Below are 13914 nucleotides of genomic sequence, written 5' to 3'. Positions count from 1 at the left end.
CATCCCGGAAGGACGGGCATCAGTACAGGTTCAGGCTTCTCGGCGGGACGGGGGGCGGGACGCTGCCGTCACCGTAGAGCCACTCCACGAGCTCGTAGTCGTCGCTCGACAGGATCTTCAGAAGATAGTTCCGGACCAGTGCCTCGATGCCCCCGAAGTGGGTGAACTCCCCGAAGAAGCGCGTGTTCATCTGGACGGCGCTGGCGCGCGGGAAGCGGACCTCCTCGTAGCGCGCCAGTGCCGCCGGGATGTCGTCCGGCCGCGCGCTGAGGGCTTCGGCGAGGGCGAGAGCGTCCTCCACCGCCTGCCCGGCACCCTGCGCGAGGTACTGCCGCATGGCATGAGCCGCGTCGCCCAGGAGCGCGACTCGTCCCTGCGCCCACCCCGCCAGGGGCGCCCGGTCGAACTGCACCCACTTCTTCTCCAGGTCCAGCGTCGGCAGCGCCGCCCGCACGTGGTCGCAGGCCACGCTGAACCGGTCGAACAGCTCCTCCGGCGTGCCCCACTCGTCGCTTCCGGGTTTCCCCTTCGTGCTGCGGAAGGACAGGACGCGGTTGACCATGGCACCCCCCTGGATGGGGTACTGCATCAGGTGCATCTGGTCGCCGGTGTACAGCATCACGGCGTCCTCGATGCCCTCCGGCCGGGGACCGGGCCCGCGGTAGATGACGTACTCGGACATCAGCGGCTCCGAGTCGTCGAGGACGAGCCTGCGCACGATGGAGCGCACCCCGTCCGCCCCGACGAGCACGTCCCCCTGGTACGTCGAGCCGTCCGCGCAGGTGACCCGGACGCCGGTGCTGTCCTGAGCCAGGTCGACGACCTCCTTGCCCGGCAGGGCCTCCACGCGCCCGGTCGCCCTCGCGCCCTCCATGAGCGCGGTGAGCAGGTCATGACGGTGCATGACCGTGTACGGCGCCCCGTAGCGGCTGGCCAGAACCTCGCCGAGCTTGGCGTGGTAGAGCTCGGCACCCGTGTAGACGTCCATGATGGCGAACTTCGTCGGCAGCACCGCCGTCTTGAGCACGGCGTCGAGTACGCCGAGGCGCTCAAGGGCCCGGTTGGCGTTGGGGCCGAACTGAAGCCCGGCGCCGATCTCCGTGAACTCGGGGGCTCGTTCGAGGACCTGCACCTCCATCCCCCGCAGGGCCAGCGCCAGCGCCGTCGTGAACCCCCCGATGCCGCCACCGACCACGACGACCCGAGGAAGGGCTCGCTGTGCCAAATTCAACTGTCTAGTCCTATCTGCTCTCAACTCGTCCGATCCCTCAGCGCACCTGCTCCCGGTAGAGCCCGAACGGCTCCAGGAGCGGTCGGTCGCTCATCGAGAACAGCGTCACGTCCTCGGTACCGGTGGCGTGGTGCTCGTACCAGGTCCAGGACGGCACCACGAAGAAGTCCTTGTGCTTCCAGTCCATGCGCTCACCGTTGACGACGGTGTAACCCTCGCCCTGGGTGACGCAGAAGACGGTGCTGGACGTGTGCCGGCGCGCCTGGGTCGCGCGGCCCGGAGGGAGCAACTGCATGGCGCAGGCCATCGTGGGCAGCACGGGGCCGCCGGTGAGCGGATGGACGAAGTCGATGGACACGCCGTGCTCCGGGTCACCCTTCACCTCGCGCAGCCGCCGCAGGCTCGCCAGTGTGGAGCCGTACGGATACTTGGTCAGCGGGGAGTGCCTGGTGACGGCGGGCTCGTCCGAGGGGACCACGCCGGAGCCGAAGCGCGACACGCTGGCGTTGTCCGGAACGAGCTTGGGCTGCAGCTGCTTACCCTCGAAGTCCTCGTAGAACTGGGCGTTCATACCGCGGACGAACGGGACGTCGAGGCCGTCGAGCCAGACCATCGTCTCGTCTCCGTCGTTGCGGTGGTCATGCCAGGTCCACCCGGGGGTGAGCACAAGGTCGCCCGGCTCCATGAAGACGGCCTCGCCTTCCACCACCGTGTACCCCCGCCCCGACAACATGAGGCGGATCGCGGCAGGGGTGTGCCGGTGCGCAGGGGCGCTCTCACCGGGGAGCACCATCTGGTAGCCGGCCACCATGCTCTGCGTCGTCCCCCAAAGGCGGCCGGGGTTCACGGCGTTGAGCGCCCGCCGGTCGGACTCGCCTCCGAGGTCGAGGGCGCAGGCCTCCTTGAGCAAACCGATGAGCTCGTCGTAGCGCCAGACATGCGGCGACTCCGCCGGCGCGGGCTCCGGCGCGTCCGTCTCCGGGACCCGCCACAGTGCCACGAGGTGCGCCTCGCGAACGCGCTCGTAGTAGGACTCGGCCAAAGCCCCGCGCTTCTCAGTCGATGTCGCCATCGCGTCCTCACTTCCGGCGTCGATGTAGTAGCGCGGGTTCCCGCGCTCGTGGTGCCGGCTGTCCGCCCGGCTATGCCGAGGGAGCGGACTCTGGGGACCGGCGACCATCACCTGAGAGGCTAATCGCGATTCCGCTGATCCGATATACGATGCCGCCATGAAGAATCGCCCCGACTACGCGGTCTCTTCCGTCGACCACGCGCTCAGGCTCGCCCTCCTCCTTCAGCAGGAGGGCCCGATGCGAAGCTCGGAGCTCGCGAGCCGCTTGAAGATCGCCCGCTCGACGGCACATCGGCTGCTGGCCATGCTCGTGTACCGCGGTTTCGCCCAGCAGAACGAGGACCGCCGGTACGACGCCGGGCCGGCCCTGCGGCCGATCGGCCTCAACTCCACCCAGGTCGCGGAGCTGCGCGCCTTCGCGATGCCCCACCTGCAGACGCTGCGCGATACGACCGGTGAGACGGTGAACCTTCAGGTCCTGTCCGGTCTCCACGTCCGGTTCATCGCGTGCGTGGAGTCGACCCACCTGCTGAAGGTCGGCGACCGCGAGGGTCAGCTGTTCCCGGCATGGGACATCTCCGGGGGAAGGGTCCTCCTGGCGGCGCTGCCGCCGGAGGAACTGGTCGAGCGCCTGACCGCGGAGCCGGAGTTCGACCCGTCACAGCTCGACAGCCTGCTCAAGATCCTGGACATGGTGCGGCGGCGTGGGTTCGCGATCAACGATCAGCACAAGCGCACCGAGCGCGGCGTGACCGCGGTGGCGCGCGCGGTCAGGCAGCCGAACGAGGAGGTCATAGCGGCCATGTCGCTGGCGATGCCCACGTCCCGGTTCCGCAGGGACCAGCTGTCGAGGCTCAACGCGGAGATCGCGTCGACCGTCGCCGCCGTCGAGCGGGACCTTCGGGGCAGCCCCCGAAGCGGACTGCCTCAGCGCGCCGACGCCGAGTAGATTCCGTCCTCCTGGCCCTCCGCCAGGCGCAGCGAGGCCCGCCACTGGAACATGTCCCCGCGGTACCAGATCCGCGTCACGTCCACCGGGCCTTCCTGCGCGTAGAGCACGCGGCGGGCCAGCAGAACCGGCGAGCCGACGCCGATGTCGAACTCCTCCGCCACCTCGACATCGGCGAGCCGGGCTGACATGGTCTGCTCGACCGCGGTGAGCGGCACACCGCGCCGGCGAAGCAGAGCCATCATGCCGCCCTCCCGGAGCTCCTCCTCGGTGATGAGCGGCTCGATCCCGGGCGACAGGTAGTGGACGGAGTAGACGAAGATCGTGTCTCCGGACTTGCGCCTGCTGCGGACTATGGTCCCGCTCTCGACGCCCGGCGAGAACACCTCGCGGACGTCCTGCGGAAAGCGCACACCCCGCGAGACGCGCACGTCGTGAACGGGCAGATGCGGCGTGCCGGAGATCAGGTCGTCCATGGATCCCACGAAGACGCCGCCTTCCGGCCGCAGGCCCCTGGCGCTGACGTAGGTGCCGCTGCCCTGCCGACGCACGACGTAGCCGCGGACGACCATCTCGTCGACCGCCTTGCGGATGGTCGCCTTGCTGACCGCGAACTCCTCGGACAGGCGGGACTCCGAGGGCAGGGCCGAGCCCACCGGATACTCTCCTTCCGAGATCCGCTGCAGCAGAACGGCGTACACCCGCTGGTACAGCGGGCGGAGCAACGACGTGTCCGGTGTCGTGTTCATAGGTCCTCAGTCCTCGGCCGACATGTGGCTGTGCAGCCCGGCAGCCCGCTCCATGTGGCAGATGACCGACGTCGAGTCGTCTCGCGGCGAGCCTTCGGCGATCGCACGCGCGAACACCGCACGCACCGCGTCGCCGAGCGGGGTCTCGACCCCGTTGGCCCGGGCCTCGTCCTCGGCCTCGCGCAGGTCCTTGAGCAGCATGCCGATGGCGCCGCCGCGGGAGAATTTCCGCGGAATGACGTTTTCCGGGATCTTCGTCAGGGTCGCGCTGTTCTGGCCCGAACCGCTGTTGACGACGTCCACGATGGCCTTCGGGTCCAGGCCCAGCTTCTGGCCGAGGACCATGGCCTCGCAGGCCAGCGCGAGATTGCCCGCGGAGAGGAAGTTGTTGACCAGCTTCATCCGCTGCGCGTCGCCGGGGTTGGCACTGACGTGCGCCACCTTCGTGGCGAAGGCGTCCAGGTAGGGCCGGACACGCTCGACCGCCACCACCGGCCCCGCTACGATGGCGGTCAGCGACCCGGCGCGCGCCCGCGGCACGCCGCCGGTGACGGGCGCGTCGACGACCGAAACGGTTGCCAGCGCCGACGCCATCTCCTGCACGACCGGCGCCCCGGACGTCCCGGTGTGCACGAGCACGGACATCCGCTCTCCCAGGCGCAGTCCCTGAGGTCCCAGAACGACCTCCCGGACAGCGTGCGCGTCCGGGAGGCAGAGGAAGACCACATCAGCCCGATCTGCCACCTCCGCCGGAGTGGCGGCAACGGTGACACCGGAAAGAGAAGACGCCGCCGCGGACACGTCGTGGACGACGAGGGGAAAGCCCGCGTCCCGCAGGTGCTCCGCCATCGGCCGCCCCATGGCCCCCAGACCGACGAAGCCGAGTACCTCATTGGATCGCACGGTGCACCTCATCTGCGCGTCTCACGGGCCCGACGGGACGACGTACGGGCACCCGCCCCCAAGTCGTCTGGTCATACATGATACCGTATCACTTCCCCCCATGATTCCTTCAGCCCCTTCAGCAACCCCAGGAGAGCGCATGCGTTTGGGCGTGTTCGACGACGACCGGCTCGGTGTCATCCACAAGGACGAGGTCCTCGACGTGACAGAGATCGCCGGCGTCCACTCCGCCGGCCGGCAGGGACTGCTGCACGCGCTCATCGCGTGCGGGCAGCTCGAGGCCAGGCTGACCGAGGAAGCCCTGCGCTCGGCTCCGCGCGTGGCGAACCCGCGCTGGAGGGCCCCGCTGCCGCACCCGGACAAGATTCTCGGCGCCCCCGCGAACTACCGGGCGCATGTCGAGGAGATGGGGAACCCGACGACGATCAACGAGTGGGGCCTGTTCCTCAAAGCCAGTTCGTCGGTGATCGGTGACGGCGGCACGGTGGAGCTGCCCTACACCGACGTGCGGACGGACCAGGAGGGCGAGCTCGCGGTGGTCATCGGCCGCGAGGCGCGGCACGTCTCCGCGGACGAGGCGCTCGACTACGTGTTCGGCTACACCTGCCTGCTCGACATCACCACCCGGTCGACCGAGGACCGCTCGACGCGCAAGTCGTACGACACGTTCACCCCGATCGGGCCGTACATCGTCACCAAGGACGAGATCGCCGACCCCGACGACCTGCGGCTCAGGTGCTGGGTGGGCGATGATCTCCGGCAGGATGCCAGCACCTCGGCGATGATCTTCGGTGTCCCCCAGCTGATCGCCTACGCGAGCTCCGTGATGACGCTGTTCCCGGGCGACGTCATCGCCACCGGGACGCCCGAGGGGGTCGGGCCGCTCAGTGACGGCGACAGGATCGTCGTCGAAATCGAGCAGGTTGGTAGACTTACCGCCACTGTCAGCAGCAATGGCGCGGTGCCGTACGCCGACCGTCCCCAGGCGAAGGTGTGACCGGACCGGACGCCTGACGACCCGGACGGAGACCATGACCTCACCGCGCGAGTGGATCCAGGGCGCCCGCCCCCGGACACTCCCCGTCGCCATGGCCTCGGTTCTGGGCGGAACCGCGATCGCGGCGTTCGCCGGCTCGGCCAGCTGGCCGAAGGCACTGCTCGCCCTCATCACCGTCGCGGGCGTGCAGGCGGGAGCGAACTACGCCAATGACTACTTCGACGGCATCAAGGGCACCGACACCAACCGGATCGGTCCGGCGCGGCTCGTCGCCTCCAAGGCGGCCGCACCCGCACACGTCCGCACCGCCGCGCTGATCTCGCTGGGCATCGCGGCGGTGGCGGGCGTCGTCATAGCGGTGACGACAGACCTACGCCTGCTGCTACTGGGCGCCCTGTGCCTCCTCGCGGCGTGGACGTACACCGGGGGACCCAGACCGTACGCCTACCACGGGCTCGGCGAGGTCATGGTCTTCCTGTTCTTCGGCCCGGTGGCCGTCACCGGGATCACCTACATCCAGGTCGAGTCGCTCTCGGGCATCTGGATCCCGACACTCGCCGCCGGCACCGGCGTCGGGATCCTCACCGCCGCGGTGATGCTGACGAACAACCTGCGAGACATCGACAGCGATCCGCTGTCCGGCAAACTGACCGTCCCGGCCCTGCTCGGAGACCGTAAGTCCCGGCTCCTGTACGCGGCGGTGCTTGCCGCCGCCGTGCTGTGTCTGGCGGTGGTGGCCGCGACAACGTCTCCGTGGGCGCTACTCGGCCTCGTCTTCCTGGCCGCCGCGGTCCCGGCCGTGTCGACCGTCCTGCGCGGCGCCACCGGCGGGCGGCTGGTGCCGGTGCTGGCACAGACGAGCGTCGCCGAACTGCTGTGGGCGCTCGGCATGTTCGCCGGCCTGGCTGTGGCCGCCTGACACCCCTTCTCTCCCGGTCCCTCACCTCCCGCACCTCCTGGGACGCCCAGGAGGTGTGTGAGCACGCCAGGGCGCGCTCACGGCCGCGGTCAGGGGTCGCCCCCGCTCCGTCGGCCACGGCCACGGGTGACGCGACGACCACGGTGACGCGACGGCCACGGGGCGGCTCCGGGCGGGTGGCGCGCCAGGCCTGCCCGACTGCCCGCCCCACACCACCTGGGCCATCTTCCCCTCCGCGGTGTCGTGCGGCGGCGATCCGGTCCGGCTCGTGCCGGATCGCCCTCCACCTGTGATGTCCCGCGGATAGGCGGCATCCCGCCCACGAGCTCCACCAGGTCGTCACATCGACGATCACGGCTTGCCATGCGCCGATCTACGCCCCTTGTTTCCATTCCAGCTCAGCGCTATCCTCTAGTCATATGGTTTTACGGATGACCTGATGTGCAGAGGAAAGACCAATGACCATTACCACGCAGCCGATCCAGGGGCTGTCCGTCGTTCCCGTGACGGGGATGCTCGGCGCCGAACTGTCCGGAGTGGATCTGTCGCAGCCGCTGGATCAGGCGACGATCAAGGCGATCAAGGACGCGCTCAACCAGCACGGCGTCATCTTCTTCCGGGACCAGGACCTCACCCCTGAGCAGTACCTCGAGTTCGGCGGCCACTTCGGGGAGATCAGCGTCAGCAAGGCCCTTCCCACCGTCGCCGGACACCCGCTCATCAACGAGCTCATCCGCCGGCCCGAAGCCCAGCCGGACGTCGTCGGCGGCGTCTGGCATGCGGACCAGACGTACCGGGACGAGCCGACCTACGGGACCATGCTGTACGGCTTGCAGGTGCCCGAATACGGCGCCGACACCGCGTACATCAACATGCAGGCCGCCTATGAATACCTCTCCGAGGGGCTGAAGCAGACCCTGGAGAACCTCAAGGGCGTCCACGTGCACGCGCGCAACCAGAAGAACCGCACGCCGGAGGAGATCGCCGCCCGGCCCGAGGTCGCCGTCCACCCGGTCGTGACGACCCACCCGAAAACGGGGCGCAAGGCGCTGTATGTGTCGCCCGGCTACACGGTGCGGTTCGACGGATGGACCGAGGAGGAGAGCACACCGCTGCTCAACTTCCTCTTCCAGCACGCCCTGCGTCCCGAATTCGGCTGCCGCTTCCGCTGGCGGAAGGGCTCCATCGCCTTCTGGGACAATCGTCAGGTCTGGCACTACGCCATCAACGACTCCACCGGCCACCTGCGCGTCATGCACCGGCTCGTGATCGGCTGACCACCGCCGCCCGCCGTCGGCGCATTCGAGCGGCCGTCGCCACACTGTGATCGATCACTGGCGTCGAGAAGCACAGCGAGACGCTCGGCCGGGGTATCCCGGCCGAGCGTCTTTCGCGGTCTGGCGCCGAGTTCAGCTCGCCCACCTCCCGCTCCGCCTCGCGGCGAACCGCGGACACTCGAAGGAGGGCCGGGTGACCCGGCCCTCCTGATCGAACTGAGGGACGCCGCGATGCGGCGACTCACGGCATCGGCTTGAGCGCCCGCACGTCGTCGGGCGCGACGCTGAACCGCACGCTCCCCTGAATCGGCTGGGGACAGTCGCCGAGGTCCCAGGTAAGGACGGTCACGCCGGCGACAGCCACCTTGGTGTCCGTGAAGGAACCGAAGAAGTGCGAGCTCGTCACGACGCCGTCCCAGGAGTTCGGACCCGACGTGCCGCCGCCGAGGCGCACGCGGTCGGGTCTCCAGACAGCGACCGCAGGATCGCCTACGGCCAGTCCCTCCTGCGCGGAGCCCGCGACGACCTCTCCGATGTCCGTCCGCACCGTGACGCGGCCGCCTTCGACCGAGGAGACGACGCCGTCGACCTCGTTCAGCTTGCCCACGAACCGGGCGACCCGGAGATTGGCCGGGGCCAGGTACACCTCCCGAGGCGTACCCAGGTGGGCCACCACGCCATGGTCGATCACAGCGATCCGGTCCGCGATCGCCAGGGCTTCCTCCTGGTCGTGCGTCACGTAGATCGCGGTGAAGCCCAGACGCTGCTGCATGGCACGGATCTCCGTACGGAGCTGGTCACGCACCCGGGCGTCGACGTTCGACAGCGGCTCGTCGAACAGCACGATCTCGGAGCCTCGGACAAGCGCCCGGGCCAGGGCGACCCGCTGCTGCTGGCCGCCACTGATCTGGGCGGGATACTGCTCCGCGAGGTTCTCGATCCCCATCATCCGCAGGACATCGTCGACGCGTTCCCGGATCTCCGTCCGGGAGGGGCGCTTCTTGCCGACGGTGAGTGGATAGGCCACGTTGTCGCGGATGGTCATGTGCGGCCAGAGGGCGTACGACTGGAAGATCATGCTGAGGTCGCGCCGCTCCGGGGGAACCAGCATCCTGTCCTGGGACGAGTACCAGATCCTGCCGTGGCTTTCGATGACGCCGCTGTCCGGTGTCTCCAGGCCGGCGATACACCTCAGGAAGGTGCTCTTTCCGCAGCCGCTGGCGCCGAGGAGAACGAGGAGCTCTCCCTTGGCCACATCCATGGTGGTGTCGTCGACGGCGGGCACGTCCTGCCCGCCGGGGCGGTGGAAGACCTTCTTGAGCTGGCGGATGCTCAGCGCCGGCCCGGCGTCGGAATCAGGGGATGTCGCCGGAATCGCGGTCGTGGCGGTCACGGACATGGGGTTCTCCTCAGTGCCGAAGAAATCGGGGCGTGTCACCGGCTTCGCCGGCGCTGAAGTGCTGCGGTGGTGCTCAGCACGATCGTCACCATGGTGATCGAGGTGATCGTGACGAACAGCGCGAGTGCCGCGAGCTCCGCGTAGCCTCCGCTGCCCTCGAAGATCGAGAGCAACTGGAAGCCGATGACGGGCGTCCCGGTGCTGGCGAGCAGGACTGACATCTCGACGTCGGCCATGATCCTGACGAAGATGAGGGTCCAGCCGGCCGCGAGCCCCGGCATCATCAGGGGCAGGTAGACGGACCGGAACGTGCGCAGCGGCGAGGCGCCGGACAGCGCCGACGCATGGCCGAGCTCATGGCCGACCTGCCCGACGGCGGCTTCGGACGTGATGGACGCTTCGGGCATCGCCACGATCAGGAAGCCGAGGATGAGGATCAACGCGGTCCCGCCGAGGAAGAACGGGGGGCCGGCGACCGCGAGCACGATACCGACGCCGATGACGATGGGCGGCACCGCCGCGGGAACCTTGGCGATCGCGGCCGCTACCTGGGACAGACGGCCGGGAGACGTCACGGCCGCCCACGCCATGCACGCCGAGAGCAGCATGGCGACCGTCGCCACGATCAGCGCGAACACGAGGCTGTTCTGGACAGCGGCGAAGTTCGCCGGCTTGGACAGGACGTCGAGGAACGGCGCCACAGACAGCTCGGTCCAGCGGATGTTGCCCCAGAAGCCGTTGAAAGAGACGAGCACGAGGGCGCTCAGCGGGAGCACCACCGCGAAGATCAGGTAGGCGAGCATCGCCAGCCGCGCCCAGATCCGCAGCCGGCCGAGGGGTATGCGGCCGGTGCCCGCGCCCTTGCCTCCGAGCATCGCGGAGCGCTGGCTGCGGATCGACTTCTGCTGCAACATCCAGATCGCCGCGAGCGAGACCAGGATCACCAGGCTCAGCCCGATCGCCACCGCCGTCTTCGGCGGATAGGTCTCCGTGAGCATGTGCACGATCCGCACCGAGATGATCTGGATCCCGGCGGGCTCGGCGAGCACCACCGGCACCGAGAAGATCGCGAAGCCGAACCAGACGGCGAGGAAGCTCGCGGACAGGAAGCTCGGCCGCAGCGCCGGCAGAGTCACCCGGCGCAGCGTGGTCAGCGTTCCCGCGCCGCACATCCTCGACTGCTCCTCCAGACGCGAGTCGATGTTGCGCAGCCCCGCCGAGACGACCAGGTAGACGAAGGGGACCAGGGTGAGCGCGTAGACGCCGATCACCGCGTACCAGCTGTGCGCGGAGAGCGGTCCGGACTTCAGGTCCATGCCGAACACCGAGTTGAGCACCGCGCGCAGCACCTTGTTGACGTAGCCCGCCTGCGACGACAGGAGCAGCAGCCAGCCCACCGCGGTGGCGATGCCGGGCATCAGGAAGTTGACGATCGGCAGGACGTCGGTGAGCACCCCCATTCGCGCGTCGGTACGCTCGTTGAGCCACGCGAACAGGGAGCCGACGAAGAGCGCGATCGCCACCGCGCTCACCACGACGATCGTCGTGTCGCGCAGCACCACGCCGAGTTCCGGCAGGGCGAGGGTTTCCGTGATGGCCGCCGTGCTGAGGCGCCCGTCCACCCATACGATGCCCGCGAGGACTCGTAACAGGGGATAGCCGATCAGGACACTGATCAGCAGGCCGATCACCGCGACCACGACCCGTGCTGGGGTAAATACCTGGCGCCCGCGGGTGTCGGCCGCTGCCACGCTCTGAGGCTTCGGCGCCTGCAGGATGCTCATCCTGGTCTCACTTCCCGATCACGTGGCTCAGTTGCCGGCCATCGCGTCGATGATCTTCTTCTTCCCCGCCTCGGTGTAGTACTCGAAGTTCGGCGGGTTGAAGGTGAACTTGAGGTCGATGTAGGCCGCCGCGAGGGCATCGTTGATCTTCGAGAGACGTTCGCCGGCGTCCTTGGAGGCGACGTACTGGGCGAACAACTTCTGCAGGTGCGGCTTCGCCGGCTCCGGGTTCAGCGTGTACGCGAAAGCGGGGCCCGTCACCCCCTCCTTCGGGTACACGACGTCCACCGGAGCGCCCTTCTGCTTCGCGGCCGCGATGGTCACGGGGCTGGCCAGGGTCTGGATGGCGTACTGACCCGCGCCCAGGGACTCGGTGAGGCTGACCATGCCGCCGGTGTCCCCGAAGATCTCCTGCTTGCTCAGCCCTTCCAGCAGCCCCGGCACGTGGTCCGCGGTGGTTCCGTACATCGGCGCGAAGCCGGCGTTCGTCTTGTCCGGGCCCGTCATCTTGCCGCGCCACTTCGGGTCGGTGATGTCCTGCCACGATGTCGGCCGCTCCGACTGCGGCACGACCTCGGTGTTGACGCCGATTCCGATGCCCTCGGAGATGAAGGGCGTGCCGGTGATCTCGCCGGTGGAGACCACCCACTCCTTCGGGAAGTCCCCGGGCAGGTAGCCCGCCTTCCCGAAGGACGTGATGAGGCCCTCCTTGAGTCCCACGGCGATGAAGGGGATGTCGGAGTGCAGGAGGACGTCCGCGGTCTTGGCCCGCGCCTTCTTCTCCGAGGCGTAGCGCGCGGAAAGGTCCGGGCTGGTCACGCGCAGCACGACGACACGGGTCCCCTGATACTTCTCCTGGAAACCGTCGGCCAGCGCCTTACAGGTGTCCGGAGCGCTGGCGCAGTAGAAGGAGAGCTCTCCCTCTTCCTTGGCCGCGGCGACGAGTTGCTCACCCTCGAGCTTCACCTCGCCCGCCCGGATCACGGTGTCCGTGCCATTGCCACCGTTGCCGCAGCCGGCGAGGACCGCCTGGGCCACGACGACAGCACCGATGAGACCAGCGGTTCGACGACCTGCGTTCATTGCCTTTACCTTCCCTTCAGAGTGCGCTCAACGTATGAACATGCTCTGTTCGGCGACAATACCATTCCACCTAGCAGAACGAGATTGCGCCAAGCCATTCCGGCGAAAGGCCGGGGCCATACCGAAAATCTGAAATCGATGCCGGTTGAACTGCGCGAACGCGCTCGCCTCCCGAATCTCGCGGAGACATTGGAAAGATTCCGCCGCACCGGTCGGTCGCGGCGAAGATCACGGAAATGGGGGCATTCGGGTGAAGGTCGCGTGCGCCGGGCGGCGTACTGTGCCCGCGCCGAGGACGGGCAGGAAGGCGACGGTGTCCACGGATTTCTGTCGATGCGGCGCAGGATGGCTCAGACGGTGGGCGGCTCTTCGGGTCGTCGCCGCTCCACCAGCCGTAGGCGGCGGGCCCATGCCATCAGCAGAGCCGCCATGACGAGCAGACCGGCGTTGACCAGCCAGCCTACCTGGAAGGCCACGAGGGTCAGCAGCACACCGAACAGACCCGGTCCCACGGCGTTTCCCGTATAGGCGCCCATCTGGATGACGCCGGTCGCCGCGGCGGGAGAGGACGGGTTGGTCCGGACGACGGTGAAGAGCATCAGTCCGGGCCAGGCCCAGCTGATGGAGATGGTCAGCACCGCGCCGAGCACGATCAGCGGGACGACTCCGGTGCCGATCAGGCACAGCCCCACGACGCCGAGCAGGACATGGCCGATGACCACGGCCATGTTGTTGCCCGCCCGGCGGTCCGCGACGAATCCGATGGACACCCTCGCGACGATGCTGCCGACGCCGGCGACCGAGAGCAGGAGACCGGCGTTTCCCGCGGTCATCCCCGAGTGGTTCGCCCAGATGACGAGATAGGCCATGAGGCTGCCCATCGCCGCGCTGCCGAAGGCGGTCGCCGTCCCGAGCAGCAGCAGAGGACGCAGGCCGACAAGCCTCGGCCGGGCGCCGTCGCGGCTCGTCGTCCGGGACCGGGCCGCCTCGGCACCGGAGCAGACGCGGGGCACGAGCAGCGCGACCAGCACAGCGAGGACGGCCGCCCCCGCGAAGCCCCACCGCCATCCGAGGGATACGCCGACGGTGGGCACGGCGGCACCGCCGATCGCGGCCGCGAGCGGAACGGCGGACTGCTTGACTCCGAAGGCCGCCCCCTGCCGCCGGGCCGGTGTGCCCCGGGCGAGAAGCAGGTTCGACGCTGCCTGGGACATCGAATTGCCCACCGCGCCGAGCACCAGGAACACGGCGAGCATGACCGGCGAGGTGGGCCGTAGGGAGATCCCGACCAGACTGACAGCCGCGAGCCCCGCGGCCAGCCGGCTGGCCCTGCCGGTCCCGAGCCGCTCGGCCGCACGGCCGGTCGGTATCGAGGAAAGAGCCGACGCGGTGTAGAAAACCGTGACGAGCATGCCCAGCTGCGCATCGGTCAGGCCCAGATCGTCGGTGACGAGCACCGATTGCGCGGTGAGCATGAACACCGGCAGGGTCCCGGTCGTGGCCAACATGACGGCACCGGCCACGACCGGGATCATCCGCACTCCTGAAGAT

General features: G+C 68.7%; 12 protein-coding genes. 4 read left to right on the top strand and 8 right to left on the bottom strand.

Translation table 11 applies throughout. From position 1 onward, the window contains the following. Window positions 1-19: 19 nt before the first annotated feature. Complete coding sequence (locus tag HHX41_RS33765) at window positions 20-1225, bottom strand: FAD-dependent monooxygenase (RefSeq protein WP_169979554.1); 1206 nt, start codon at window positions 1223-1225, stop codon at window positions 20-22. A gap of 43 nt (window positions 1226-1268) precedes the next feature. After that, on the bottom strand, window positions 1269-2303 hold the full coding sequence (locus tag HHX41_RS33760) for a cupin domain-containing protein (RefSeq protein ID WP_182909178.1): 1035 nt from the start codon (window positions 2301-2303) through the stop codon (window positions 1269-1271). Window positions 2304-2460: 157 nt separating this feature from the next. On the opposite strand from HHX41_RS33760, the gene HHX41_RS33755 reads away from it, so the two are divergent. Then, window positions 2461-3252, top strand: coding sequence for an IclR family transcriptional regulator (locus HHX41_RS33755; RefSeq protein ID WP_182909177.1), 792 nt, complete (start codon window positions 2461-2463; stop codon window positions 3250-3252). Here HHX41_RS33755 and HHX41_RS33750 read toward each other — a convergent pair. Continuing rightward, complete coding sequence (locus HHX41_RS33750; RefSeq protein ID WP_182909176.1) at window positions 3231-4001, bottom strand: GntR family transcriptional regulator; 771 nt, start codon at window positions 3999-4001, stop codon at window positions 3231-3233. The genes HHX41_RS33755 and HHX41_RS33750 overlap by 22 nt on opposite strands. A 6-nt stretch (window positions 4002-4007) precedes the next feature. Next, window positions 4008-4916 (bottom strand): NAD(P)-dependent oxidoreductase, encoded by a 909-nt coding sequence (locus HHX41_RS33745; protein WP_259401501.1) that lies wholly within the window; start codon window positions 4914-4916, stop codon window positions 4008-4010. A 127-nt stretch (window positions 4917-5043) separates the two neighbouring features. On the opposite strand from HHX41_RS33745, the gene HHX41_RS33740 reads away from it, so the two are divergent. The 3 genes from HHX41_RS33740 (at window position 5044) to HHX41_RS33730 (ending at window position 8097) form a co-directional block, all read left to right on the top strand. Then, window positions 5044-5901 (top strand): fumarylacetoacetate hydrolase family protein, encoded by an 858-nt coding sequence (locus tag HHX41_RS33740; protein ID WP_182909174.1) that lies wholly within the window; start codon window positions 5044-5046, stop codon window positions 5899-5901. Between the two features lie 34 nt (window positions 5902-5935). Then, on the top strand, window positions 5936-6820 hold the full coding sequence (locus HHX41_RS33735; protein ID WP_169979565.1) for a 1,4-dihydroxy-2-naphthoate polyprenyltransferase: 885 nt from the start codon (window positions 5936-5938) through the stop codon (window positions 6818-6820). A 458-nt stretch (window positions 6821-7278) separates the two neighbouring features. Then, window positions 7279-8097 carry a TauD/TfdA family dioxygenase gene (locus tag HHX41_RS33730; RefSeq protein ID WP_220504652.1) on the top strand — a complete coding sequence of 273 codons (819 nt, stop codon included), beginning with the start codon at window positions 7279-7281 and terminating at the stop codon, window positions 8095-8097. Window positions 8098-8338: 241 nt separating this feature from the next. Here the strand turns inward: HHX41_RS33730 and HHX41_RS33725 are convergent, their stop codons facing one another. From HHX41_RS33725 to HHX41_RS33710, 4 genes are all read right to left on the bottom strand, one after another. Further along, window positions 8339-9496 (bottom strand): ABC transporter ATP-binding protein, encoded by a 1158-nt coding sequence (locus HHX41_RS33725; protein WP_182909173.1) that lies wholly within the window; start codon window positions 9494-9496, stop codon window positions 8339-8341. 35 nt (window positions 9497-9531) lie between these two features. Further along, window positions 9532-11280 carry an iron ABC transporter permease gene (locus tag HHX41_RS33720; RefSeq protein ID WP_182909172.1) on the bottom strand — a complete coding sequence of 583 codons (1749 nt, stop codon included), beginning with the start codon at window positions 11278-11280 and terminating at the stop codon, window positions 9532-9534. A gap of 27 nt (window positions 11281-11307) precedes the next feature. Beyond that, a complete protein-coding gene (locus HHX41_RS33715; RefSeq protein ID WP_182909171.1) occupies window positions 11308-12363 on the bottom strand; it encodes an ABC transporter substrate-binding protein in 1056 nt (351 codons plus the stop codon). Window positions 12364-12713: 350 nt separating this feature from the next. Then, a complete protein-coding gene (locus HHX41_RS33710) occupies window positions 12714-13898 on the bottom strand; it encodes an MFS transporter (protein ID WP_182909170.1) in 1185 nt (394 codons plus the stop codon). Window positions 13899-13914 lie beyond the last annotated feature (16 nt).

The sequence above is a fragment of the Microbispora sp. H13382 genome (assembly GCF_014161445.1).
Taxonomy (GTDB): Bacteria; Actinomycetota; Actinomycetes; order Streptosporangiales; family Streptosporangiaceae; genus Microbispora.
Note: the sequence above shows the minus strand (reverse complement) of the source record. Positions and strands in the feature narration are given on the sequence as shown.

Excerpts from the sequence above, each read along its gene's own strand:
- HHX41_RS33750 (WP_182909176.1), bottom strand. The coding sequence starts at position 4,001 with ATGAACACGACACCGGACACGTCGTTGCTCCGCCCGCTGTACCAGCGG.
- HHX41_RS33755 (WP_182909177.1), top strand. The coding sequence starts at position 2,461 with ATGAAGAATCGCCCCGACTACGCGGTCTCTTCCGTCGACCACGCGCTC.
- HHX41_RS33715 (WP_182909171.1), bottom strand. The coding sequence starts at position 12,363 with ATGAACGCAGGTCGTCGAACCGCTGGTCTCATCGGTGCTGTCGTCGTG.
- HHX41_RS33760 (WP_182909178.1), bottom strand. The coding sequence starts at position 2,303 with ATGGCGACATCGACTGAGAAGCGCGGGGCTTTGGCCGAGTCCTACTAC.
- HHX41_RS33730 (WP_220504652.1), top strand. The coding sequence starts at position 7,279 with ATGACCATTACCACGCAGCCGATCCAGGGGCTGTCCGTCGTTCCCGTG.
- HHX41_RS33720 (WP_182909172.1), bottom strand. The coding sequence starts at position 11,280 with ATGAGCATCCTGCAGGCGCCGAAGCCTCAGAGCGTGGCAGCGGCCGAC.
- HHX41_RS33745 (WP_259401501.1), bottom strand. The coding sequence starts at position 4,916 with ATGAGGTGCACCGTGCGATCCAATGAGGTACTCGGCTTCGTCGGTCTG.
- HHX41_RS33735 (WP_169979565.1), top strand. The coding sequence starts at position 5,936 with ATGACCTCACCGCGCGAGTGGATCCAGGGCGCCCGCCCCCGGACACTC.
- HHX41_RS33725 (WP_182909173.1), bottom strand. The coding sequence starts at position 9,496 with ATGTCCGTGACCGCCACGACCGCGATTCCGGCGACATCCCCTGATTCC.
- HHX41_RS33710 (WP_182909170.1), bottom strand. The coding sequence starts at position 13,898 with ATGATCCCGGTCGTGGCCGGTGCCGTCATGTTGGCCACGACCGGGACC.
- HHX41_RS33740 (WP_182909174.1), top strand. The coding sequence starts at position 5,044 with ATGCGTTTGGGCGTGTTCGACGACGACCGGCTCGGTGTCATCCACAAG.